We start from the raw sequence: 23060 nt of genomic DNA on the forward strand, positions 1-23060 counted from the left end.
GCGAGCCTGCTCGCGATGAGGCCTTACAGGCTCGGCAACAACTTGGCGGTCACCAGTTCATTCAGGCAACGGCTGGCCAACAACTCGCTGGCGGCATTGATGTCCGGCGCAAAGAAGCGGTCCTTTTCATAGAACGGCACTTCGGCACGCAATACGGCCCGGGCCTTTTCCAGCTTCGTGGACGTCTTCAAGCCACCGCGCAGGTCCAGCCCCTGGCACGCCGCGAGCCATTCCACCGCGAGGATTCCACGGGTGTTCTCGGCCATTTCCCACAGGCGCTTGCCAGCGGCCGGGGCCATGGAGACGTGGTCTTCCTGGTTGGCCGAGGTCGGCAGGCTGTCCACCGAATGGGGATGGGACAACGCCTTGTTTTCACTGGCCAGGGCCGCCGCAGTGACCTGGGCGATCATGAAGCCGGAGTTCACACCACCATTGCCCACCAGGAACGGCGGCAGCTGCGACATGTGCTTGTCCATCATCAGCGAGATGCGGCGCTCGCTCAGGGAGCCGATCTCGGCAATCGCCAGGGCCATGTTGTCGGCGGCCATTGCCACCGGTTCGGCGTGGAAGTTGCCACCGGAGATCACGTCGCCTTCGGCGGCAAACACCAATGGGTTGTCCGACACCGCGTTGGCCTCGATCACCAGCACCTCGGCGGCTTGGCGGAACTGGGTCAGGCAGGCGCCCATCACTTGCGGTTGGCAGCGCAGGGAATACGGGTCCTGGACCTTGTCGCAGTTCTGGTGCGACGCGGAGACTTCGCTGCTCTCACCCAACAGGTCACGGTAAGCGGCGGCGGTATCGATCTGGCCCTTCTGGCCTCGGGCCGCGTGGATGCGGGCATCGAATGGCGAGCGCGAGCCGAGCACCGCTTCCACGGTCAGGCTGCCCAGGGCCAGGGCACCGGCGAACAGGTCTTCGCCTTCGAACAGGCCACGCAGGGCAAACGCCGTGGACACCTGGGTGCCGTTGAGCAGCGCCAGGCCTTCCTTGGCAGCCAGGGTCAGCGGCGCCAGGCCGGCGACTTTCAGCGCCTCGACGGCCGGCAGCCATTCGCCTTTATAGCGAGCCTTGCCTTCGCCCAGCAGCACCAGGGACATGTGGGCCAGCGGCGCCAGGTCACCGGACGCACCGACCGAGCCCTTGAGCGGAATGTGCGGATAGACCTCGGCGTTGACCAACGCGATCAACGCATCGATCACTTGCCGACGAATGCCGGAGAAACCACGGCTCAGGCTGTTGACCTTGAGCACCATGATCAAGCGCACCAGCGCATCGCTGATCGGCTCGCCGACACCGGCGGCATGGGACAGCACCAGGGAGCGTTGCAGGTTTTCCAGGTCCTGGCTGGCGATGCGGGTCGAGGCCAGCAGGCCGAAACCGGTGTTGATGCCGTAGGCAGTGCGGTTCTCGGCGAGGATCTGTTCCACGCAGGCAACGCTGGCCTCGATCTGTGCCGACGCGCTGGCGTCGAGGGTCAGGGTCACGGGTTGCTGATAGATGTCACGCAATTGAGCCAGGCTCAATTGGCCAGGAATCAGGTTTAAGGCAGTCATGTATTGCTCCTTTTGAGAGTTTTGTTTTTACCCGCCAGTCGCTCCGGAATGTTCCGTTATCCGTCACCTTCGCTTTTTGGGCAAAAGGTGCCTTGGCACGCTGGCGTTTGTTCGATCAATCCAGATTCGGTAAAGCGTGGTGCAGCAGAGTCGGGTCTTTAAGCAGCGCCGCCGCGCTGGCAATGTCCGGCGCCAACCAGCGGTCCTGGTCATAGGCGGGTACATGCTGGCGCAGCAGCTTCCAGGCAACGTCGGTGCCGACACCGAAACGTTGCGTCTGGAGGAATTCAAAAGCCTGGGCCGCCAGCAGGTATTCGATGGCGAGGATCTGCGTGCAGTTTTCCAGGGCCCGATGCAGCTTCAGGGCCGCGTTGGTGCCCATGCTCAAGTGGTCCTCCTGCAAGCCGGAGGTGACAAAGTTGTCGAGCACCGCCGGTTGCGCCAGTTGTTTGTTCTCCGCGCACAGCGAGGCGGCAACATATTGCACGATCATCATCCCCGAGTTCACCCCGGGATTGGCCACCAGGAACGCCGGCAGCCCGCTGACGTGAGGGTTGATCAAGCGGTCGAGGCGACGTTCGGCGATGGAGCCGATCTCGGCCATGGCAATCGCCAGCAAGTCCGCCGCCAGCGCGACCGATTGGCCGTGGGGGTTGGCCTGGGACATGACCCGGAAGTGCTCCGGCGTGCCCAGCAGCAGCGGGTTGTCGGTGGCGGCGTTGAGTTCGGTCTCGATCTGTTGCCGGGCATGCGCCAACTGGTCGCGCGCCGCGCCATGCACCTGGGGAATCGAACGGATGCTCAACGCATCCTGGGTACGAATACCCTGGCTCGCGGCGATGACTTCACTGCCATCGAGCAGTGCGCGCAAGTTGGCGCCCACCTGCTGCATGCCCGGGTGCGGCTTGAGGGCGATGATCTCGGCATCGAACGCAGCGATCTGGCCGCGCTGGGCCTCGAAACTCATGGCACCGATTACATCGGCCCATTGCAGCAGGCGCGTCGCATCGGCCAGGGCCAGGCAACTGAGGCCGGTCATGCACGGGGTGCCGTTGACCAGACACAAACCGTCCTTGGCGCCCAGTTGCACCGGTTGCAGCCCTTCTGCGGCCAAAGCCTGCTGCGCCGACACGATCTGCCCGCGGTAGCTGACCTGGCCGACGCCCAACAGCGCAATGCTGATGTGGGCCATGTGGGTCAGGTAGCCCACCGATCCCTGGGACGGCACTTGTGGGGTGATGCCACGGTTGAGCAGTGCCAGCAGCGCTTCGACCACCCGACGATGAATACCGGACTTGCCCTGGCTGTAGTTGAGGATCGCAGCGCAGAGGATCGCCCGGGTCTGCTCATCGGACAGCGGCGCACCGACGCCGCAGGCATGGCTGAGCAGGGTGTTGCGCGACAGTTGGCTGAGTTGTTCGTCCTTGAGCGAGACATTGCACAAGGCCCCCAGGCCGGTGTTGACGCCATAGGCGCGTTCGCCGCTTTCGACGATGCGCTGGACGATGGCCTGGGCATTGTCGATCCGCGCCCAGGCCTGGGCCGACAGTTCGAGCACAGCGCCGAAACGAGCGACGGCGACCACGTCCTGCCAACGCAGGGGGGCCTCGGCGATGACGATTTTTTCAGCCTGGGACATCTTTAACCTCATGAAAAATTCATTTCAGCATCACATCTGGCTTAAGGCACAGTCTCTGTGGCGAGGGAGCTTGCTCCCGCTTGAGTGCGTAGCGCTCACTCGATTCCGGGGGCGGCTGCGCCACCCAGCGGGAGCAAGCTCCCTCGCCACAACTGCGCCCGGCCTTACACCACTGCCGCTCGTCGCTGCACGAACCGATCGACATATTCATCGGCCGGCGAATGTAAAATCTCCCGGGGCGTGCCGACCTGGATCAGCTTGCCGTCCTTGAGGATTGCAATGCGGTTGCCGATGCGCACGGCCTCGTCGAGGTCGTGGGTGATGAAGACGATGGTCTTGTGCAGGGTCTTTTGCAGCTCCAGCAACTGGTCCTGCATTTCGGCGCGGATCAGCGGGTCGAGGGCGCTGAAGGCTTCGTCCATCAGGATGATGTCGGTGTCCGCCGCCAAGGCACGGGCCAGGCCGACGCGCTGGCGCATGCCGCCGGAGAGCTGGTGCGGGTATTTGTTCTCGTAGCCTTTCAGGCCCACGGTGTTGATCCAGTGCAGCGCCCGCTCGGCGCACACCTGCTTGCTCTCGCCGCGCACTTTCAAGCCGTAGGCGACGTTGTCCAGCACGCTCTTGTGGGGCAGCAGGCCGAAGCTCTGGAACACCATGCTGATCTTGTGCCGGCGAAATTCGCGCAAAGCGTCCATGTCCAGTTGCAGGATGTCTTCGCCGTCCACCAGGATCGCGCCGCTGGTAGGGTCGATCAGCCGGTTGAAGTGGCGCACCAACGTGGATTTGCCGGAACCGGACAGGCCCATGATCACGAAGATCTCGCCGGTGCCGATGCTCAGCGACAGGTCGTTCACACCGACCACGCAACCGGTGGCGGCCAGTACTTGGTCCTTGGTTTTGTTCTGGCGGATCAGTTCCAGGGCTTCCTTGGGGCGATTGCCGAAAATCTTGAAGACGTTCTTGACTTCGATCTTGCTGACGGCTGCGTTGTTCATTTGCTCACCTCGTGCCGAGGACGACCATAGGCCTGGGTAATGCGGTCGATGACCACGGCGAGAATCACGATGGCCAGCCCGGCTTCGAGGCCGCGTCCGACGTTGAGGGTCTGGATGCCCACCAGCACGTCTTCACCCAAGCCACGGGCGCCGATCATCGAGGCGATGACGACCATCGACAGGGCCATCATGGTGGTCTGGTTGATCCCGGCCATGATGCTCGGCAGGGCCAGGGGCAGTTGCACGCCGAACAGCTGTTGCCAGCGGTTGGCGCCGAAGGCATTGATGGCTTCCATCACTTCGCCGTCGACCTGGCGGATGCCCAGGTCAGTGAGGCGAATCAACGGTGGCGCGGCGTAGATCACCGTGGCGAAGATCGCCGGGACCTTGCCCAGGCCGAACAGCATCAGCACCGGAATCAAGTACACGAAGCTCGGCATGGTCTGCATGATGTCCAGCAACGGCATCAGCACCGAACGCAGGCGATTGCTGCGGGCCGAGAGGATGCCCAGCGGAATGCCGATCAACACCGAGATCAGCGTCGCCACCAGCATCAGGGCGAGGGTCTGCATCAGTTTGTCCCACAGGCCCACCGCGCCCACCAGGAACAGCAGGCCGACGATCACCGCCGTCGTCACGACCTTGCGGGTGGCGTGCCAGGCGATGCCGCCGACGATGGCCAGCATCAACCACCAGGGGGCCAGGCGCAGCAGGCCTTCAAGGTTGACGATGGCCCACAGCAGGGTGTCGGAGATGTGCCGGAACACATCGCCATAGTTGGTCACCAGCGTATCGACCCAACCGTTGACCCAGTCGGCGATGGAGAAGGTAAAGCTTTCGGGAAACATAAGGGGCTCTCGATCAAAGGGATGCAGTGAATGTCCCGGCCAGCCCCGTGGGTTGGCCGGGGGTATTCGACCTACAGAGCCGCGTCGATTTTCTTGGCTGCGTCTTCACTCACCCAGGCGTGCCAGACTTCAGGATGTTCCTTCAGGAAAATCTTCGCCAGTTTCGGCGACTCGATGCGCTCCTTCGCCATGCGACCGAGGTTCTGGTTCAGGATATCGATAGGCAGGTTGACCTTTTCCAGCACCGTCACCAGCTCCGGGGCTTCGTCGTGGAAGGTCTTGGACAGGCCGACCTTGATGCTCACGCTTTTATCCACGCCCGGTTTTTCTTCCAGTTTCACCAGGTCCACCTGGCCCATCAGCGGCGTTGGCGACCAGTAGTAGAACAGGATCGGCTCGCCACGCTTGTAGCTCGACAGCACCGCCGCATCCAGCGCTGGGCCAGTGCCCGGACGGAAGTTGGTGTAGGTTTTTTCCAGGCCGTAGCTTTTCAGCATTTCGCTGTTGTCCAGCTCACAGGTCCAACCGGCGGGGCAGTTGTAGAAACGGCCCTTGGACGGTTCTTCCGGGTCCTTGAACACAGCGGCGTACTGGCCCAGGTCGGCGATGTTCTTCAGGCCTGGTGCCTTGGCTTCCAACTTGCGCTTGGCATCGCCTTCAACCACGTAGCGCGGTACGTACCAACCTTCGATGGCGCCCACCACCGGCGCGCCGACACCCACTACCTTGCCGGCCTTCTCGGCCTTGTTCCAGACCTCGCTGCGCCCGACCCACTCTTCGGCAAACACTTGGATATCGTTGCTGCTCAGGGCGTTCTCCATGGTGATGGAGTTGCCTGGCAAGCTGTCGGTCTTGCAGCCGTAGCCTTTTTCGAGCACCACTTGCAGGACGTCGGTCAGCAGCATGCCGCTTTCCCAGTTCAGGCCGGCGAACTTCACCGGTTTGCCCGACTCGCACCAACCCGCCGCTTGCGTGGCGCCGGCACTGGCCAGCAGGCCCATGGAAAGCAGGGTGGTCAGCAGGGTCTTGTTCGATTTCATTATGTGACGCTCCTAATCAGTTGGATTGGCTTACGGCAGTCAAGAGGCGTCCTGCCCTTTCCACGTCCCATCAGGCCTGCGCCGCAGCGCGACCCGCCCCGCTTGTTATAGGTTGTGCAACGTTGCTCTGCTCGACCGGCAGAATCAGGTGATCGGGCACCGCGCCGTGCCATTTCTTCGCGCACACGTAATACAGGGCGGCGGGAAGCACCAGGCCGATGATCCAGGAAATGTCCACGTCGCCCATGGCGGCCACCAGTGGACCGGTATAGAACTTGGTGGAGATGAACGGCAATTGAACCAGGACACCGAAGACATAAACGCTGATACCGAGGGCGTTCCAACGACCGTAGCGACCGTTCGGATCGGCCAGCGCCGGCACGTCATAGCGCTCGCGAGTGATGCAGTAGTAGTCCACCAGATTGATCGCACTCCAAGGCGTAAAGAACGCCAGCAGGAACAAAATGAAGGACTTGAACGCACCGAGGAACGAGTGCTGGCCGAGCAGCGCGATCAGGGTCGCGGTGCCGACGATGACCAGTACGAAGACCAGGCGCTGCAAGCGCGTTACGTTCAGGCGACCACGAAAACCGCTGATGATGGTCGCGATGCACATAAAGCTGCCGTAGGAGTTCAGCGTGGAGATGGTGACCTTGCCGAACGCGATGCTGAAGTACAGCAGCGCGGCGGTGGCACCGGTCCCGCCCAGGCCGACGATGTAGGCCACTTCGTGCCCCGCGAACTGCCCGTTGGCCGAGGCGGCGGCAAACACACCGAGGATCATTGCCACTTGCGCGCCAATGACTGAGCCTGCGCCTACGGCAAAAAAGGTTTTCACCGAAGAGGTTTTGCTCGGCAGGTAACGCGAATAGTCCGCCACGTAAGGGCCGAAGGCGATCTGCCAGGAGGCCGCGAGCGACACCGCGAGCAGGAAGCTGCTCCAGCTGAAATGGCGGATTTGCAGGAGTGCGCCAACGTCCGTCTGGCTGATCAGGCGAGCGAACAGGTAAACGAAGGCAATCACGCCAATCACGCTGGCGACACGGCCAATGAAGTGAATCACCCGATAACCGAGCACCGTGACCAGCACGATGACACTGGCGAACATGAGGATGCCGGCACTGTCGCTGATGCCGAACAACTGGCCCAGCGCCTGGCCGGAAAGCACGGTGCCGGTCGCGGTGAACCCCAGGTACATCAGGCACACCAAGACGATCGGGATGGCCGCGCCATAAATACCGAACTGCACCCGGCTGGAAATCATTTGCGGCAGGCCAAGCTTGGGCCCCTGCGCGGCATGCAGCGCCATGACGCCACCGCCGAGCAGTTGGCCGATCAGCAAACCGATCAACGACCAGAACACATCACCGCCCAGCACCACCGCCAATGCACCGGTGACAATGGCTGTGATTTGCAGGTTGGCCCCCATCCAGAGGGTGAACTGGCTCAACAATCGGCCGTGTCTCTCCGCTTCCGGGATGTAGTCGATCGAGCGTTTCTCGATCAACGGCGTGCTGCTTGCGCGCGTGCTGGTGACAGCCATGGTTCAACCTCTGTGGATTGTTTGGGTTCGGGCAGTGTCTTTTTGTGGGAGCGAGCCTGCTCGCGATAGCGGTCTGTCAGCCGATGCATGTGTCGGATGTGCCGACGCCATCGCGAGCAGGCTCGCTCCCACAGGGTTTGCGTTATTGCTTTATTTGCCGGTGATCATCGGCAGGTTAAGCCCCTGCTCCTTCGCGCAATCGATCGCGATCTGGTAGCCGGCGTCGGCATGGCGCATCACGCCAGTGCCCGGGTCGTTGTGCAGAACGCGGGCAATGCGCTCGGCGGCTTCGTCGGTACCGTCGCAGACAATCACCATGCCCGAGTGCTGGGAGAAGCCCATGCCGACGCCGCCACCGTGGTGCAGCGAGACCCAGGTCGCACCGCTGGCGGTGTTGAGCAAGGCATTGAGCAGCGGCCAGTCGGAGACGGCGTCGGAACCGTCCTGCATGGATTCGGTTTCACGGTTTGGGCTGGCTACGGAGCCGGAGTCCAGGTGGTCGCGGCCGATCACGATCGGGGCCGACAGCTCGCCGCTGCGCACCATTTCGTTGAACGCCAGGCCCAGCTTGGCGCGCTGGCCCAGGCCAACCCAGCAGATACGCGCCGGCAAGCCTTGGAAGCTGATGCGCTCGCGAGCCATGTCCAGCCAGTTGTGCAGGTGGGCGTCGTCAGGAATCAGCTCCTTGACCTTGGCGTCGGTCTTGTAGATGTCTTGCGGGTCGCCCGACAGCGCGGCCCAGCGGAACGGGCCGATGCCGCGGCAGAACAGCGGACGGATGTAGGCCGGGACGAAGCCTGGGAAATCGAAGGCATTTTCGACGCCCTCTTCCTGGGCCATCTGGCGGATGTTGTTGCCGTAGTCGAAGGTCGGCACGCCCATTTTCTGGAAGGCCAGCATGGCCTTGACGTGAACGGCCATCGATTGCTTGGCGGCTTTCACCACGGCGGCAGGTTCGGTCTTGGCGCGGGCACGGTATTCGTCCCAGGTCCAGCCGGCCGGCAGGTAGCCATTGAGCGGGTCATGGGCGCTGGTCTGGTCGGTGACCATGTCCGGGCGCACACCGCGACGGACCAGTTCCGGCAGGATTTCGGCAGCGTTGCCACACAAAGCAATGGAGATCGCCTTGCCTTCGGCGGTGTATTTCTCGATGCGGGCCAGGGCGTCGTCCAGGTCGGTGGCCTGCTCGTCGACGTAGCGGGTCTTGAGGCGGAAATCGATGCTGACCTGCTGGCATTCGATGTTCAGCGAGCAAGCACCGGCCAGGGTCGCGGCCAACGGTTGCGCACCGCCCATGCCGCCCAGGCCGGCGGTCAGGACCCAGCGGCCGGTGAGGTTGGAGTCGTAATGCTGGCGACCGGCCTCGACGAAGGTTTCATAAGTGCCCTGCACGATGCCCTGGCTGCCGATGTAGATCCAGCTGCCGGCGGTCATCTGGCCGTACATGGCCAAGCCCTTGGCATCGAGTTCGTTGAAGTGTTCCCAAGTGGCCCAGTGCGGCACCAGGTTGGAGTTGGCGATCAGCACGCGCGGAGCGTTGCTGTGCGTCTTGAACACGCCGACCGGCTTGCCGGACTGCACCAGCAGGGTTTCGTCGTCATTGAGGTTGGTCAGGCTTTCGACGATCTTGTCGTAGCACTCCCAGTTGCGCGCCGCGCGGCCGATGCCACCGTAGACCACCAGCTCCTTGGGGTTCTCGGCCACTTGCGGGTCGAGGTTGTTCATCAGCATCCGCAGCGGCGCTTCAGTCAGCCAGCTCTTGGCGGTCAGCGTGTTACCGCGAGGGGCGCGGATTTCAACGTCACGGTATTTTTCAGGTTTGCGGGTAGCGTCGGTCACAGCAAAAACTCCTCAGCGATCAATCCAGACCAGCCCGGGCAGCGGGCAGCGATTTAGTGAACGTTGCGTTGAGTACAGCGGACTCATACACATACGTCTTTACTTGTATGTACAAGCATATGCAATCAAGCGGCCAACTTGTTGCCACAGGTGTTGAGTGACGATTGGCGAATCCGCTGAGAAGCCCGTGATTCAAGGCCTGACGAGCCGCGTTAAATTTTTGCCGAGAATTTTTGAGGGAAGAATCGGAGGGACAAAAAAGCCCGGCATTGCGCCAGGCTGGGGCATTCGGTAACAAGTTGGTGCGCTGAAGAAACAGCAGGCAGGCACATTGTAGCGAGGGCGATTTATCTGTGGGAGCAAGGCTTGCCCGCGATGCAGGCGACTCGATTTTCTGGCAGACCGCATCGCCTTCATCGCGGGCAAGCCTTGCTCCCACAGGGTACTCAAGAAGCTGAAATCAGTGAGCCGTCAGCTCGATTACACAGCACTGGCCGTGGGCGGTGATGTCCACCAACCCAGTGTTACCGCTCAACTGCAAACAGTCGTAAAGGCCCAGGCCAACGGTGGATTCACCGACCTTGAGCCTCAGCCCCGGGGCCGCGCTGAACACCAGCACTATCTGCGCCTCACTGAAGAACCGCTGCTGCCCGCCCATCCACTGCAACCGTGCGCGGTAACGCTGTGGCGCGTAGATCAGGTTGAAGTCGCGAATCGGCCCGCCCAGCAGTGTGCAGTGCACATGGCTCTCGCCGCTGAACGCAAAGGGGTCCAGCGGATGCAGCGGCCGCGTGGCTTGGCCATCGACGCTCAGCGTCATGCCGTCACCCTGCAAGACGCTGATGATGCGCTCGTAACCGGTGAACGTGGAAAAACCGCCCGACTCGCCGATATCGGCAATCGACAGGCGCCAGCCAAAACCTTCCAGGCCGGTGCCGGCATCGCGGGTAATTTCCTCGGTGCTGCCACCGCCATTCTTCCACGGCATGCGCGGGTAATCGGCTGCGCGTAGTACTTTCAACTGGCTCATTTATGAAAACGCCCTTCCAGGCTGTGACGGGAACCGGGGTGGATCAGGCGTGCCGCGGTCACCGGTTGACGCCCGGACCAGGTGCGGCGGCGAATCAACAGGCACGGCTCGCCTCGCTCGATCTGCAACAGCTTGCACTCGCTGGGCTCGGCCAGGATCGCCTCGACCACATGCTCGCCTTCGGTCAGCGGTGCCACCTGGTTCAGGTAGGCGTAGGGCGTTTGCAGGGTGAAGTCTTGCTTGAGGTATTCGGGTGCCACCAAGGCGTTGACGAAACGGTCCTCGATCTGCACCGGGATATCGTTTTCGTAATGCACGATCAGCGAGTGGAAGACTTTCTGCCCTTCGCGCATGTCCAGGGCCAGGGCCCGTTCGGAACCGGCCGCTTCTTCTTCGAGGGTGACCACCTTGCAGGTGTGCCGATGGCCACGGGAGGCGATCTCGTCGGCGATGTTGTGCACTTCGAACAACGCGGACTGGCTCTTGGGCTCGGCCACGAAGGTACCGACGCCCTGCATGCGCACCAACAGGCCATCGGCGGTCATTTCCCGCAGGGCACGGTTGATGGTCATGCGGCTGAAGCCCAACTGACTGACCAACTCGCTTTCCGACGGAACGCGGTAGTGCGGCGGCCAGTTTCCACTGTCGATCTGCTGGGTAATCATTTGTTTGACGCGGGCATACAAGGGCGCCGGACTGTCACCCAGGTTGGCGGCCAGCGGCGGTTTGGCAGGCGGAGTCGGCACGGCAGTTCCCTGTTCTGCAAATAAGGTGGCTAGCTTGCCGCAGTTTACCGGCCAGGCAAACGTCTGTATATGTATATACAAATTACACAAAACGAGGTTGAACCATGTCCGCCTTCTTTGCCGAACGCGCGCTGCTGCCTAGTGGATGGGCCCATGATGTACGTCTTGAAGTCGATGCCCGGGGCGTGCTGACTCATATCCAGGCCAACGCCCAGGCAGAGGGCGCCGAACGGCTCAGCGGGCCGCTGTTGCCGGGCATGCCGAACCTGCACTCCCATGCCTTCCAGCGGGCCATGGCCGGGTTGGCGGAAGTGGCGGGCAATCCCAATGACAGCTTCTGGACCTGGCGCGACCTGATGTACCGTCTCGTCGGAAAAATCAGCCCGGAGCAACTTGGCATCATCGCCCGGCAGCTGTACATCGAAACGCTCAAGGCCGGTTACACCTCGGTCGCCGAATTCCATTATGTCCATCACGACGCCGACGGTGCGCCTTATGCCGATCCGGCCGAGCTGTCCCTGCGCATCAGCCACGCCGCCAGCGCCGCCGGCATCGGCCTGACCCTGCTGCCGGTGCTCTACAGCCATTCCGGTTTTGGCGGCCAGGCGCCCAATGACGGGCAGCGTCGGTTCATCAACAGCAGCGAGAATTACCTGAAGCTGCAGTCGCGCTTGCAGCCGATCCTGGCCGGACAACCGTCCCAGGCACTGGGCCTGTGTTTCCACTCTCTGCGCGCCGTGACACCTGGGCAGATCCAAGAAGTGCTGGCGGCGAGCGACCGCCATTGCCCGGTGCACATCCACATTGCCGAGCAGCAGAAGGAAGTCGACGACTGCCTGAGCTGGAGCGGCGCCCGCCCGCTGCAATGGCTGTATGAAAACGCCGATGTGGACCAGCGCTGGTGCCTGGTCCACGCCACCCACGCCAATGCACAGGAAGTCAGCCTGATGGCCAAGAGCCAAGCGATTGCCGGCCTGTGCCTGACCACCGAAGCCAACCTGGGGGACGGGATTTTCCCGGCCGTGGACTTCCTCGCCCAAGGCGGGCGCCTGGGCATCGGCTCCGACAGTCATGTGTCATTGAGCGTGGTGGAAGAACTGCGCTGGCTGGAATATGGCCAACGCCTGCGGGACCAACGGCGCAACCGCTTGTATCGGGCAGACCAGCCGATGGTCGGGCGCACCTTGTTCGATGCGGCGCTGGAAGGCGGCGCCCAGGCCCTGGGGCAACCGATCGGGGCCCTGGAAATCGGCAAGCGCGCCGACTGGCTGGTGCTCGACGGCAACGACCCGTACCTGGCCACGGCCCAAGGCGACGGGATCCTCAATCGCTGGCTGTTTGCCGGCGGGGACCGGCAGGTGCGGGATGTGATGGTCGGTGGACGCTGGGTGGTGCGTGATGGGCATCATGCCGGTGAAGAGGAAAGCGCCCGGGCGTTTACCCAGGTATTGCGCGAACTCTTGGGCTGACACCAAAACATCTGTGTGAAAAATACCCCCTGTGGGAACGAGCCTGCTCGCGATGACGGCCTACCAGTCAACTTAGGCGTTGACTGTGAAGCCCTCATCGCGAGCAGGCTCGCTCCCACAGGTTCTACGCAGTCAATCCGACGTCTTGGCCATCTGCCGATCCGACGCACGCCAGATCAAGCGTGTGGTGTCGTAGCCCTGCTGGCGTGCCTTGCTCAGCAGCTCTTCGCGCACGATGCTGTTGACCGTTGGCGTGCGGGACAGCAACCACATGTAGCGGCGGCTCGGGTCGCCGACGATGGCGGTCTTGTAGTCGTCGCTGACGTACAGCACCCAGTATTGCCCTTTCGACACGCCCGGCACGATCCGAGAGAACCAGGTGTCGAATTCGACCCAGAGCTTGTCGGTCTTGCCCGGTACCTGGGGCGTGGCGGTGCCCTTGGCTTCTTCCCACTTCCAGTCCGACGTCAGGCAGCGATTGAGCACGCCCATGTTGCCGTCAGGCTTGAGGGTGTAGTGGGCTTCGGATTGCGCACAGTTGCGCTGGAAGTACATGGGCAGGCGGGCCAACTCGTACCAGGTCCCCTGGTAACGCTTGAGATTGACACTGTGGACCGTCTTGGGTGCCAACGGATCTACACCGGACGAGGCACAACCGGCCAAAACCAGGCCAGCCAAAAGAACAAAAACTAACCGCATCATTATTTTTCTCCCGCGGGCCCCAGGCCCCGGTTTACTTCAGGCCTTGGCCGGAAAACATCAACACTTTATCACCGGCGTACTGCACGCTGATAAAGCTCTTCTGGTCACCCCAAGTGCAACTGGACATGCCAAGCGCGCCCGAACAATCGGCCGGTTTTCCCAGTAACGTTTCGACTTCGGCCTTGGACATGCCGGCCGACAGCTTCGAATAGTTTTCCTGGTTGACCTTGCTGCATGCCGTCAGCACGACGCACACAAACAACAAGGCGATAGATCGCAGCGACATGGTGTAACTCCTGGAACGGAAGGGTGGTGGCAGGGTGCCAACCAGAAGCTTAGAAGAGAAAACCCCTGTCTGGTTCCCCGACACCCCCAGTATTTATGGGGTGTTTTGTAGGCATTTCGTCGGCAAATCAATCAGTTTGTGACGCCGTCGCGCATTTCGTCGGATTTGACTTTCTGACGCCTGAACTCTGGCGCTTTGGGGCCGATAAAAATATGACGCGGAGCCTTGCCATATGGCAAATTGACACCCTTTCCTGACCAGCACCTGTGCGGTAGCGCTCTTAATGACCAGAAACATGAAATTCAGCCACAAAATCCTGCTGGCCGCCGCCCTCGTGGTCGCCGTCGCATTCGCCTGTTTCATCCTGTTCAACGACTATCGTCAGCGCCAGAGCCTGCACACCAGCACCGAGGCCTCCATGCAGGAGCTCGGCAGCCTGACCAGCCGTAACATCCAGACGTGGGTCGAAGGCCGCATCCAGTTGCTGCAATCGCTGGCCCAGCAGATCGCCGTGGACGGCAGCAGCGCCGACAGCCTGAAACGCGCCGTCGGCCTGCCGGCCTATACCGGCAACTTCCAGCTCAGTTATTTCGGCGGCACCGATGGCGTGATGTTCTCGGTCCCGGCCGGTAATCGCGCCGCCGACTACGACCCGCGCGCCCGTGGCTGGTACAAGGCCGCCAACAGCGCGCAGCAGACCATCGTCACCGAACCCTACATCGCCGCCTCGTCGGGCAAGCTGGTGATCACCGTCGCCACCCCTGTGCAGCATCAGAACCAGATGATCGGCGTGGCCGGTGCGGACATCGACCTGTCGAGCGTCAGCGCCATCATCAACTCGCTGAACTTCAGCGGCCACGGCCACGCGTTCATCGTCAGCGCCGACGGCAAGATCCTGATCCACCCCGACAGCAAGCGCGTGCTCAAGACCCTGGCCGAGGCCTACCCCAACGGCGCACCGACCATCAGTCCGGGCGTGAAGGAAGTCGACCTCGACGGCAAGCCCCAGTTCATCTCCTTCACCCACGTCAACGGCGTGCCGGGCGCCGACTGGTACGTGGCGCTGGTACTCGACAAGGACACTGCCCTGGCGATGCTCAGCGAATTCCGCACGTCGGCGCTGATCGCCATGGTCATCGCCGTGGTGTTCATCATCGCCCTGCTGGGCATGTTGATCCGCGTGCTGATGCAACCGCTGCTGACCATGGGCCGTGCCATGCATGACATCGCCGAAGGCGAAGGCGACCTGACCCGGCGCCTGACTATCCACGGCCAGGATGAGTTCGGCGCACTGGGTACTTCGTTCAACCGCTTTGTCGAGCGCATCCACACCTCGATCCGCGAAGTCGCCTCGGCCACCGGCCAAGTCAACGAAGTCGCCCTGCGGGTGGTCAGCGCGTCCAACTCGTCGATGTTCAACTCCGACCAGCAAGCGTCACGCACCAGCAGCGTGGCCGCCGCCATCAACCAGCTCGGCGCCGCCGCCGAGGAAATCGCCCAGAACGCCGCCCTCGCTTCGCAACATTCCAGCGAAGCCCGCAACCTGGCCGAAGACGGTCAGCAAGTGGTGGATAAGACCATCGCCGCCATGCAGCAGTTGTCGGCCAAGATCAGCGATTCGTGCGGCAACATCGAAACCCTGAACAGCAACACGGTGAACATCGGCCAGATCCTCGAAGTGATCACCAGCATTTCCCAGCAGACCAACCTGCTGGCCCTCAACGCCGCCATCGAAGCGGCCCGGGCCGGTGAAGCCGGGCGCGGCTTCGCTGTGGTCGCCGATGAAGTGCGCAACCTGGCTCACCGCACCCAGGATTCGGCGCAGCAAGTGCAGAAGATGATCGAAGAGCTGCAAGTTGGCGCACGCGAAGCGGTCCTGACCATGACCGACAGCCAACGTCAGAGCGAAGGCAGCGTCAGCATCGCCAACCAGGCCGGCGAACGACTGGGCAGTGTGACCCAACGTATTGGCGAGATCGACGGCATGAACCAGTCCGTGGCCACCGCCACCGAAGAACAGACCGCCGTGGTGGAGTCGATCAACGTCGATATCAATGAAATCAACACGCTGAACCAGGAAGGCGTGGAGAATCTGCAAGCCACGCTGCGCGCCTGCACCGACCTCGAACAGCAGGCGACGCGGCTGAAGCAGTTGGTGGGCAGTTTCCGGATCTAGCGCTTTCAACAGCCCTTTCGTCGGATCGCCGCCCGGAGCAGGCCCGCTCCCACAGGGTTTGGTGCTGTACGCAGATATTGCGTATATCTCAATCCACTGTGGGAGCGGGCTTGCTCCGGGCGGCAATCCGACGAAGGCGGTGTGTCTGTCACAGTGATATTGAATGTGCCGCCGCCATCGCGGGCAAGCCCAGCTCCCACAGGTTTGGTGCTGTGCAGCGCAATCTAGAACCTGGACCCAGGCCTGTTCAAGAACTCCACTTCCTCAGCCGTGGACTCGCGCCCCAACACCGCATTGCGATGGGGAAAGCGCCCAAACCGGGCAATGATCTTCTGGTGCCGTTCGGCATAGTCCAAATTGTCTTCGAACACCGCTCGATCCGCTTCTGGCTGCTCTCGAACCAGGTCGATGAACCGTGACACGGCTTCGTTCTGCACGACGAGGTTTTCGCAGTGCTCGAGCACCAGGTAGATGAATACGCGCTGAATCGGCTTGAGCTGTCGGTCGAAACCCGCCGCCAAACCTTGAGCCACCAGCGCACGGGCGCGCAGGTCACCGGAAAAAGCCTTGGGGGTGTCGCGAAAGATCATTCGCGGGAATTGATCGAGCAGCAGCACCAGGGCCAGCCAACCTTCGGGACGTTGCGCCCAGTCGGTCAATCCGCCGGCCAGTGCCTGCTCGACCCGATCGCCGAAGCGCTCGCGCGCCTGGCGATCATGGCCTTTGCCAAACCACAGCTTGCCCTTGTCAGCCGATATGTCGTCCGGGGTGTCGGCTGAACCGAACCACCAATCGAGCAACGGCTGCCAGGGCTCGGCCATGGTTTATTCCTTGTGGTAGGCCGTGACGCGCGCCACTTCTTCCTTCGAACCCAGGAACACCGCCACGCGCTGGTGCAGGCCTTCAGGCTTGATGTCGAGGATGCGCTGGTGGCCGTCGGTGCAAGCGCCGCCCGCCTGTTCCACCAGGAACGACATCGGGTTGGCTTCGTACATCAGGCGCAGCTTGCCTGGCTTGGAGGGTTCGCGGCTGTCGCGCGGGTACATGAACAAGCCACCACGGGTCAGGATGCGGTGCACGTCGGCAACCATCGCGGCGACCCAGCGCATGTTGTAGTTCTTCTTCAGCGGGCCTTCTTCGCCTGCCAGCAGTTCGTCGACGTAGCGCTTGACCGGAGCTTCCCAGTGACGCTGGTTGGACATGTTGATGGCGAATTCCTGGGTGGACTCAGGAATGGTGATGTCTTCGTGGGTGAGCACGAAGCTGCCCATTTCACGGTCCAGGGTGAAGCCTTTGACGCCGTCGCCCAGGGTCAGCACCAGCATGGTCTGCGGGCCGTAGATGGCGTAGCCGGCGGCGACCTGCTGGGTGCCTGGCTGCAAGAACGCCTTTTCATTCAAGGCTTCGTTCTGGCTCAGGTATTCGTTAGGGCAACGCAGCACGGAGAAGATCGTGCCGACAGGGGCGTTGATGTCGATGTTCGACGAACCGTCCAGCGGGTCGAACACCAGCAGGTAGGCGCCCTTGGGGTATTTGCCCGGGATCTGGTAGGCATTGTCCATTTCTTCGGACGCCATGCCGGCCAGGTGACCGCCCCACTCGTTGGCTTCGAGCAGGATCTCGTTGGACAGCACATCGAGCTTCTTCTGCACTTCGCCCTGCACGTTTTCAGTGCCCATGCTGCCCAGGACACCACCCAACGCGCCTTTGGAAACGGCGTGGCTGATCTCTTTGCACGCACGCGCCACCACTTCGATCAAAAAGCGCAGATCGGCAGGGGTATTGTTGCTGCGGGTCTGCTCAATCAAATAGCGACTCAAGGTAACGCGGGACATGGATGGCTCCGAAGAATAAGGGGCAGAAAACCCGCGCAGTTTAGCGCGAGTCTGGACTTAATGCCTCCTATGAGACGGGATATGGAGGATTGAGTTCACGAAGGTGGTGGTTGCTTCGACATTTCAGCTGGCCGGTTGACCGCTATCGCGAGCAGGCTCGCTCCCACACTTTGATCTTCGAAGTGATCAGGATTCGTGTCACAACACGATCCATTGTGGGAGCGAGCCTGCTCGCGATGGGTGCGCAGCACCCGCTTTCAGTTCTTGACCGGCGGCTTGCGCAACAAACTGAACGCCATCGCCCCGAGCGCCAGCACGCTGACCAGTAGCACCGCCCACAGGCCGATTTTTTTCCAGGGGGTGCCAGCCTCCGCTGCCGTGGAGGCCGTGCTGATCACTGCGCTTGAAGTAGCGCTGGCGTCCACCGTCGCCGTTCCCAACGTCGCCAGGCGCGAGGGCTTGTAGTCAGGCACCAGCGTGGTCAACGGCAGGCTCGCCGCCTTCACCGTTGCACTCCCCAGCGCCAGGCTGTAGGGGCCTTCACCCCGCGCCAGGAACACCACCTGGGTCGGGCGCACGGCAAAACGCAGGGCCGGTGCCTCGGCGCCCAGGCCGCCGCCACGCTCATCCACCGTCAGTTTCAATTGCTGCACCGTCTGGCCGGACAGTTGCAGTTGGTTCTGCAACACGTCCTGGCCATTCTGGGTCAGCCTGTAGAGCAAGCCACCGCCCAGCGGCTGCCACGGGTGACTGCTTTCGCGCCGCCCGGCCAAGGTCACCGGCGCCAGGCTATTGGCCTGGCTCAGTTCGACCTGCACCTGCTCGACGTTCAGCCCCATGGGCAACTGCCAGGTGTATTCGCCCGCCTTGGCCGAACTCCCGGCCAACGGCTGCGACCAGACCAGCGGCAACGGGACGCTTTCGCGGCTGGCGCTTTGCAGCTGGGCCGAGGTCAGCACGGGCGCGGAGGATGGGGAATCCCACAACAGGCGCAGATAACGCGCCGATTGCCCCGGCAGGTTCACCTCGTGTTGCTCGACCCGCTCATCGGCAAAGGTCAGCCGCGCCACCTGCCCTTCACCCCACGCCTGCCAATGCTGCAAGTCGTCGCTGGCTTCGATGCTGAACCGCTGGAAACCGTCGCGCTCGCTGGTCCAGTCGAGAATCAACTGCTGCAACGGCGCCTTGATCGCGCTGGCATCCAGCAGCCAGCCACGCAGCTCTTCCTCGCCCGCTTCGAGCCGGCTGGAGGGCTGGACTTCCACCAGGGTGCCGTTGGCATTCGACTGCACCCGCACGCTGGGCGCGCGCTCGTTATCGTCAGCGGCGTTGTACAGCGGAAACCACTTCACCTCGGTGAGGGTACGGTTTTCCCGGCTCTGGGCCGATTCACGCACCAACGCGTAGGCCTGGGCCTGGCCGGCGGCGTTGAAGACCCGCAGGTCGCTCAGGTCGGTCTGGCGCGCCTGCAACTGGACCTCCAGCGGCAATGGCAGGCGATACCACGGCCCGTCGCCATTCAAGACCAACGGCACCTGATGGGTGAAATCCGCCGGTTGCTCCTGGGCCACGGCCGACAATGCCGCCCACAACCCGATCACGCCCAACCCGATCCGACTCAACTTGCGACTCAAGATGACACTCCCTCACTGACAGGCACAGGCGGCTCATCTGGCGTGACCGACTCAGGGCGCTTGGGCGGCAGCGGCGCGAAATAGCCCACCACCAACAGCAATACGCCCACGCCGATGAACGACACGATCCGCGCCAGACCGCCACGGTTACTCAATTCGACAAAGAACAGTTTGGCGACGACCACGGCGATCAACACCGCACCGACCAGCCACACTTCCCGACGATGGCGCAGGTGGCCGCCGATCATCAGGCCCAGGGCAATCAGGGTCCAGACAAGGGACAACCCGGCCTGCACGAACATCGACTCGAGCAGCGCATCCAGCGCGAACGGCACGCCCATCCACTGGTGGGCACTGCGCATCACCAGGGCGGTGAAGAACGCGAACAGCGACACGCCGGCAATCAACTGGGCGACGTGGCCGGCGCGCACCCAACGGCTCGTCGACTGCGCCAGGGCGTTGCGCGCCCACACATAGATACCGAACAAGGCGAACAGCAGGCCCAGCTCCAAGGGGTTGAGCAACGGCACATACGGCAATGGGTCTGCGGTGCCGTCGCTGAAGGTGTTGGTCAGCCAGAACCAGCCGAGCATCAACAGGGCCATCGGCGCTGCCGCATAGAGACGATATTCCCGTGGTTGCGCCGAAACCGGCCACGGCCAGGTACGCGGCGTGGCCATCAGCACCAGGTACAGGCCCGGCAGGATCGCCCAGGCCAGCCAACGCCAGGCGTTGTACTGCTCGGACAACAACAGCAGGCCGTAACGCAACTCCAGCATCAACACCACCATCAGCAACCAGCACCCCAGCACGTGGGCCGTACTGCGCGCCTGGGCCGGCAGCATCGACGCCAAACGTTTGAGGGAGAGGAAGTGCACGGCAAAGACCGCCAGCCAGGCCAGCCAGCCGAAATCCGCAGCCGGGTGATAGCGGCTGTGCCCCGTGGCCACCAGCACGCAACCCGCCGCCGGCATCAGCAAGGTGCACAGCAACCCTAGCGCCGACCATTGCAAACGCAGCGCCAACACGCTCCACGCCGCCACACTGATCGCCGCAAGAGCCAGCAACAAGGCGCCTTGCAGGTTCGCCGGGGCAAAACGCAGCACTTCGCTGACCCACGCCAGCGCCCACCAGCCCGCGCCCCAAACCAACAGCAGCTCGGACAAGCGCCGCAAGCTCAAGGCTTCGAACACCGCCGCCACATGCGCCCGCTGCAATCGCCACGCCCCCACCAACGCGGCGAGCCCGAGCACCAGCGGTGTCCAGAACCCATTGTGCGCCAGCGGCCGCAGCCCCTCGCTGTCGAGCGCCCCCAACAGGCCAGGCCCGGCCGCCAGGAACGCGGCCCCACCCAGCAGTTGCAGGAGCAGGCCGAAGACAAAGCTCACACGCTGCTTCAGGTAAAGGCTCAGCCAGATGATCAACAGGCCACTGGCCGCCCACACCCCGCTCGCCGTTTGCCAAGGCAGGACGAACAACACCGCGAGGTTGATCAGCACCAGCCCCGCCAGCAACACCACCGACAAGCCGCGCAACAAGCGAGCGTCATTGCGCACCATGTCGTCGCGCGCCGCCAAGAGCATGCCGCCAATCAACGCCAGACCGATCAGCGAAGCACTGAGCAAACCGCTCCAGCCGGCACTGAGCACCGCCGTCGAATCACCCGCATTGCTTTGCAAGCGCAACAGGAACAACGCACCGCCCAATAACTGCACGGCGAACGCGGTGAACAGGAACGTGCGCGATTGCAGGCGCAGGCCGACAAACAGCGTCGCCAGCCCGGCCAGGGCCCAGGCGATCGCGGTACCGTGAGTGAAGAAAAACAGCGGCGCCAGCAGATACAGGAAGCCAAGCCCCAGGACCGCCAGCACCGGCAAACCCTGGCGCTCCCAGTTCGAGGCATGCTCCGCGGCCGCCCTGCGCAATTGGTCGAAGGTAAACAGCAAGGCGATGCCCAGCATCAGGGCGCCCAACGGCGCGCCGTCGAGCAGGCTGCCTTCGCCGGGCCGCAGCCCGCTGATAAAGGCCAGCGCCGAACCCAGTTGCAGCAGCAAGGCGAAAGCCCGGGCGAGAGGCCGCCGCTGACGCAGGCCCAGCCAGAAGATCCCCGCGCCTTCCACGGCCCAGGCCGCCGAAGTCCAACGGGCGTCCAGACCCAACGGAATGGCCAGGCTGGCGAAGATCACCCCCAGGGCGAGGCAGGTTTCAGCCAGCAGCAAGGCGCGACCGCCCATCAATACCCGCGCCAGGCCCATGTAGAGCACGCCCAGGGCCAAGGCACTGAACGCAGCGGCGAACTCGAAATGCTGCACCAGTGCGAACTGCAAGCCAAAACCCACCAGCGGTGGGCCGAACAGCATCGTGCCGTCCACGTAGTCGCCCTGGCGCGCCGACCAGCGCAACATCGCCTCACGGCTGGAGTCTTCAGGCGCGTCACTCATTTCCAGCAGTTTGCGGCGGGTGAACAGCAGGCCGATCGCCAGGTAGATCAGAAAGAACAGGATCAGGAACGGCTCGGTGCTCCAGAGCAGTTCTGGCCTGTAGGAGCGCAGGCCCCAGGCGAAACCGATGCCGAATGTGCCGACAAAGCCGATCAGATTGAGCAGGCGCCAGGCCTTGAACCAGGCGATGGCGAGAATGCCGGCGTTGAGCAGAATGAAGTAGCTGAACAGCGCGACGTGGTTGCCGCTGCCGGTGGAGGTCAGGATCGGCGCGGCAAACCCGCCCAGCGCCGCGGCGGCGGCCAGGCCCAGGGCGTTCTGGGTCACCGCCAGGATCGCCGAGAACACCGTGACCGCCACCAGCAGGCCCAGCGCCGCCTTGGCGTCGAGCAATGGATGCAGGCGCATGGCGGCGAACACGGTCAGGTACAGCACCGCGATCCCGGTGCCCTGGAGCATCAGCGCGAAATGACTGTTGCGTTGGCGCAACCACCAGCCCAGGCCCAGCAGGCCCAACGCACTGGCCGCGACACCGGCGTAACGCAACTCGATCGGCACCACCATGCCTTCGGTGGCATAGCGCAGCAAAAACGCCAGGCCGAGGAACAACAGCACCACGCCGACCCGCAACACCGTGTTGCCGCCGAACAGCCAGTCGCGCGCGCCGATCAGCGCACGGTCGAAGACATTCGGCCCCTTCGAGGCCCGTGGTTCCATCGGGGCCGGCTCATCGGCGAGCGGCCTGGAGACTGTAGGTTCCGCCCGCCAGACCGTCTCGGGCAGAGGCTGGCTCGCGCGTGCGGCCATCGCGGGAACGGGTTCGAGTTCCGGCGGCAACTCCCAGACCAGTTCGGGTTCCGGTTCGGCGCGAACCTCGGGCTCCGGCGCCTGGGCCACGACAGGCTCGGAGGCTGGCGGCCGCTCAGTCTCAGCGGGGACCCTGCCGCGTTCGAGCACGGCCAGCCGCGCCTGCAGCGTGATCAGGCTTTGCTGGGCCTCTTGCAACAGCGCCTGTTGCTTGACGGCCTGGGCGCCGAGACGACCCAACCGAAACGCCTGGGCGATGCCAAGCCCCACCAGTGCGCCTAGCAGCGCATCGGCGAACGACTCATCCACCACCCAGCCGAGTGCCAGGCCCAACAGCGTCAAGATCCATTGCATGGTCGATATCCCTAAGCAGCCCGTTGCGGGCAGAACCGGGGTGATTCGGTGCCTGGCTCAGTCTAGTGGAAACCCCCAAACCCTGTGGGAGCGGGCTGTGTGGGAGCAAAGCTTGCTCGC

Annotated in this window: 17 protein-coding genes; 2 read left to right on the forward strand and 15 right to left on the reverse strand. The window is 63.0% G+C overall.

Features of this window, described 5'->3' with window-relative positions; genetic code table 11:
• Positions 1 to 23: 23 nt before the first annotated feature.
• From hutH (ACODSJ_RS01510) to hutC, 9 genes are all read right to left on the reverse strand, one after another.
• Positions 24 to 1556, reverse strand: a complete 1533-nt coding sequence (gene hutH, locus ACODSJ_RS01510) for a histidine ammonia-lyase (RefSeq protein WP_489100043.1) — start codon at positions 1554 to 1556, stop codon at positions 24 to 26.
• Between the two features lie 115 nt (positions 1557 to 1671).
• A complete protein-coding gene (gene hutH / locus ACODSJ_RS01515; protein ID WP_489100044.1) occupies positions 1672 to 3195 on the reverse strand; it encodes a histidine ammonia-lyase in 1524 nt (507 codons plus the stop codon).
• A 164-nt stretch (positions 3196 to 3359) separates the two neighbouring features.
• On the reverse strand, positions 3360 to 4190 hold the full coding sequence (locus ACODSJ_RS01520; RefSeq protein WP_489100045.1) for a quaternary amine ABC transporter ATP-binding protein: 831 nt from the start codon (positions 4188 to 4190) through the stop codon (positions 3360 to 3362).
• Positions 4187 to 5038 (reverse strand): ABC transporter permease, encoded by an 852-nt coding sequence (locus ACODSJ_RS01525; protein WP_489100046.1) that lies wholly within the window; start codon positions 5036 to 5038, stop codon positions 4187 to 4189. Before ACODSJ_RS01525 ends, ACODSJ_RS01520 begins: the two co-directional genes overlap by 4 nt.
• Before the next feature lie 71 nt (positions 5039 to 5109).
• The gene (locus tag ACODSJ_RS01530) at positions 5110 to 6078 is read right to left on the reverse strand and encodes an ABC transporter substrate-binding protein (RefSeq protein WP_489100047.1); all 969 of its coding nucleotides are present in this window, start codon (positions 6076 to 6078) and stop codon (positions 5110 to 5112) included.
• Positions 6079 to 6148: 70 nt separating this feature from the next.
• Entirely contained in the window at positions 6149 to 7621 is a 1473-nt protein-coding gene (locus ACODSJ_RS01535; protein WP_489100048.1) for a purine-cytosine permease family protein, read from the reverse strand.
• 150 nt (positions 7622 to 7771) lie between these two features.
• Positions 7772 to 9460: a urocanate hydratase gene (hutU, locus tag ACODSJ_RS01540; RefSeq protein ID WP_489100049.1), complete on the reverse strand. Its 1689-nt coding sequence runs from the start codon at positions 9458 to 9460 to the stop codon at positions 7772 to 7774.
• 460 nt (positions 9461 to 9920) lie between these two features.
• Entirely contained in the window at positions 9921 to 10490 is a 570-nt protein-coding gene (locus ACODSJ_RS01545) for a HutD/Ves family protein (protein ID WP_489100050.1), read from the reverse strand.
• Entirely contained in the window at positions 10487 to 11236 is a 750-nt protein-coding gene (gene hutC, locus ACODSJ_RS01550; protein WP_489100051.1) for a histidine utilization transcriptional repressor HutC, read from the reverse strand. The genes ACODSJ_RS01545 and hutC overlap by 4 nt, the downstream gene beginning before the upstream one ends.
• A 104-nt stretch (positions 11237 to 11340) precedes the next feature.
• Here hutC and ACODSJ_RS01555 point away from each other — a divergent pair, with 104 nt between their 5' ends.
• The gene (locus tag ACODSJ_RS01555) at positions 11341 to 12705 is read left to right on the forward strand and encodes a formimidoylglutamate deiminase (protein ID WP_489100052.1); all 1365 of its coding nucleotides are present in this window, start codon (positions 11341 to 11343) and stop codon (positions 12703 to 12705) included.
• 132 nt (positions 12706 to 12837) lie between these two features.
• On the opposite strand, the gene ACODSJ_RS01560 is transcribed toward ACODSJ_RS01555, so the two are convergent.
• Both ACODSJ_RS01560 and ACODSJ_RS01565 read right to left on the reverse strand, forming a co-directional pair.
• On the reverse strand, positions 12838 to 13407 hold the full coding sequence (locus ACODSJ_RS01560) for a lipocalin family protein (RefSeq protein ID WP_489100053.1): 570 nt from the start codon (positions 13405 to 13407) through the stop codon (positions 12838 to 12840).
• Positions 13408 to 13438: 31 nt separating this feature from the next.
• Positions 13439 to 13693 carry a hypothetical protein gene (locus tag ACODSJ_RS01565; RefSeq protein ID WP_489100054.1) on the reverse strand — a complete coding sequence of 85 codons (255 nt, stop codon included), beginning with the start codon at positions 13691 to 13693 and terminating at the stop codon, positions 13439 to 13441.
• A 283-nt stretch (positions 13694 to 13976) separates the two neighbouring features.
• Here ACODSJ_RS01565 and ACODSJ_RS01570 point away from each other — a divergent pair, with 283 nt between their 5' ends.
• Positions 13977 to 15869: a methyl-accepting chemotaxis protein gene (locus ACODSJ_RS01570; protein WP_489100055.1), complete on the forward strand. Its 1893-nt coding sequence runs from the start codon at positions 13977 to 13979 to the stop codon at positions 15867 to 15869.
• Between the two features lie 224 nt (positions 15870 to 16093).
• On the opposite strand, the gene ACODSJ_RS01575 is transcribed toward ACODSJ_RS01570, so the two are convergent.
• The 4 genes from ACODSJ_RS01575 to ACODSJ_RS01590 form a co-directional block, all read right to left on the reverse strand.
• Entirely contained in the window at positions 16094 to 16690 is a 597-nt protein-coding gene (locus ACODSJ_RS01575; RefSeq protein WP_489100056.1) for a DUF924 family protein, read from the reverse strand.
• A gap of 3 nt (positions 16691 to 16693) precedes the next feature.
• Positions 16694 to 17704 carry a class 1 fructose-bisphosphatase gene (locus ACODSJ_RS01580; RefSeq protein ID WP_489100057.1) on the reverse strand — a complete coding sequence of 337 codons (1011 nt, stop codon included), beginning with the start codon at positions 17702 to 17704 and terminating at the stop codon, positions 16694 to 16696.
• A 257-nt stretch (positions 17705 to 17961) separates the two neighbouring features.
• A complete protein-coding gene (locus ACODSJ_RS01585) occupies positions 17962 to 19338 on the reverse strand; it encodes a DUF3999 domain-containing protein (protein WP_489100058.1) in 1377 nt (458 codons plus the stop codon).
• A complete protein-coding gene (locus tag ACODSJ_RS01590; protein WP_489100059.1) occupies positions 19335 to 22940 on the reverse strand; it encodes a DUF2339 domain-containing protein in 3606 nt (1201 codons plus the stop codon). The genes ACODSJ_RS01585 and ACODSJ_RS01590 overlap by 4 nt, the downstream gene beginning before the upstream one ends.
• Positions 22941 to 23060 lie beyond the last annotated feature (120 nt).

Source organism: Pseudomonas sp. FG6 (genome assembly GCF_057809015.1).

What these genes read in the sequence shown, in the direction of transcription:
- ACODSJ_RS01525 (WP_489100046.1), bottom strand. Translation starts at nt 5,038, where the DNA reads ATGTTTCCCGAAAGCTTTACCTTCTCCATCGCCGACTGGGTCAACGGT.
- ACODSJ_RS01570 (WP_489100055.1), top strand. Translation starts at nt 13,977, where the DNA reads ATGACCAGAAACATGAAATTCAGCCACAAAATCCTGCTGGCCGCCGCC.
- hutH (WP_489100044.1), bottom strand. Translation starts at nt 3,195, where the DNA reads ATGTCCCAGGCTGAAAAAATCGTCATCGCCGAGGCCCCCCTGCGTTGG.
- ACODSJ_RS01560 (WP_489100053.1), bottom strand. Translation starts at nt 13,407, where the DNA reads ATGATGCGGTTAGTTTTTGTTCTTTTGGCTGGCCTGGTTTTGGCCGGT.
- ACODSJ_RS01575 (WP_489100056.1), bottom strand. Translation starts at nt 16,690, where the DNA reads ATGGCCGAGCCCTGGCAGCCGTTGCTCGATTGGTGGTTCGGTTCAGCC.
- hutH (WP_489100043.1), bottom strand. Translation starts at nt 1,556, where the DNA reads ATGACTGCCTTAAACCTGATTCCTGGCCAATTGAGCCTGGCTCAATTG.
- ACODSJ_RS01565 (WP_489100054.1), bottom strand. Translation starts at nt 13,693, where the DNA reads ATGTCGCTGCGATCTATCGCCTTGTTGTTTGTGTGCGTCGTGCTGACG.
- ACODSJ_RS01545 (WP_489100050.1), bottom strand. Translation starts at nt 10,490, where the DNA reads ATGAGCCAGTTGAAAGTACTACGCGCAGCCGATTACCCGCGCATGCCG.
- ACODSJ_RS01590 (WP_489100059.1), bottom strand. Translation starts at nt 22,940, where the DNA reads ATGCAATGGATCTTGACGCTGTTGGGCCTGGCACTCGGCTGGGTGGTG.
- ACODSJ_RS01555 (WP_489100052.1), top strand. Translation starts at nt 11,341, where the DNA reads ATGTCCGCCTTCTTTGCCGAACGCGCGCTGCTGCCTAGTGGATGGGCC.
- ACODSJ_RS01580 (WP_489100057.1), bottom strand. Translation starts at nt 17,704, where the DNA reads ATGTCCCGCGTTACCTTGAGTCGCTATTTGATTGAGCAGACCCGCAGC.
- ACODSJ_RS01530 (WP_489100047.1), bottom strand. Translation starts at nt 6,078, where the DNA reads ATGAAATCGAACAAGACCCTGCTGACCACCCTGCTTTCCATGGGCCTG.
- ACODSJ_RS01535 (WP_489100048.1), bottom strand. Translation starts at nt 7,621, where the DNA reads ATGGCTGTCACCAGCACGCGCGCAAGCAGCACGCCGTTGATCGAGAAA.
- ACODSJ_RS01520 (WP_489100045.1), bottom strand. Translation starts at nt 4,190, where the DNA reads ATGAACAACGCAGCCGTCAGCAAGATCGAAGTCAAGAACGTCTTCAAG.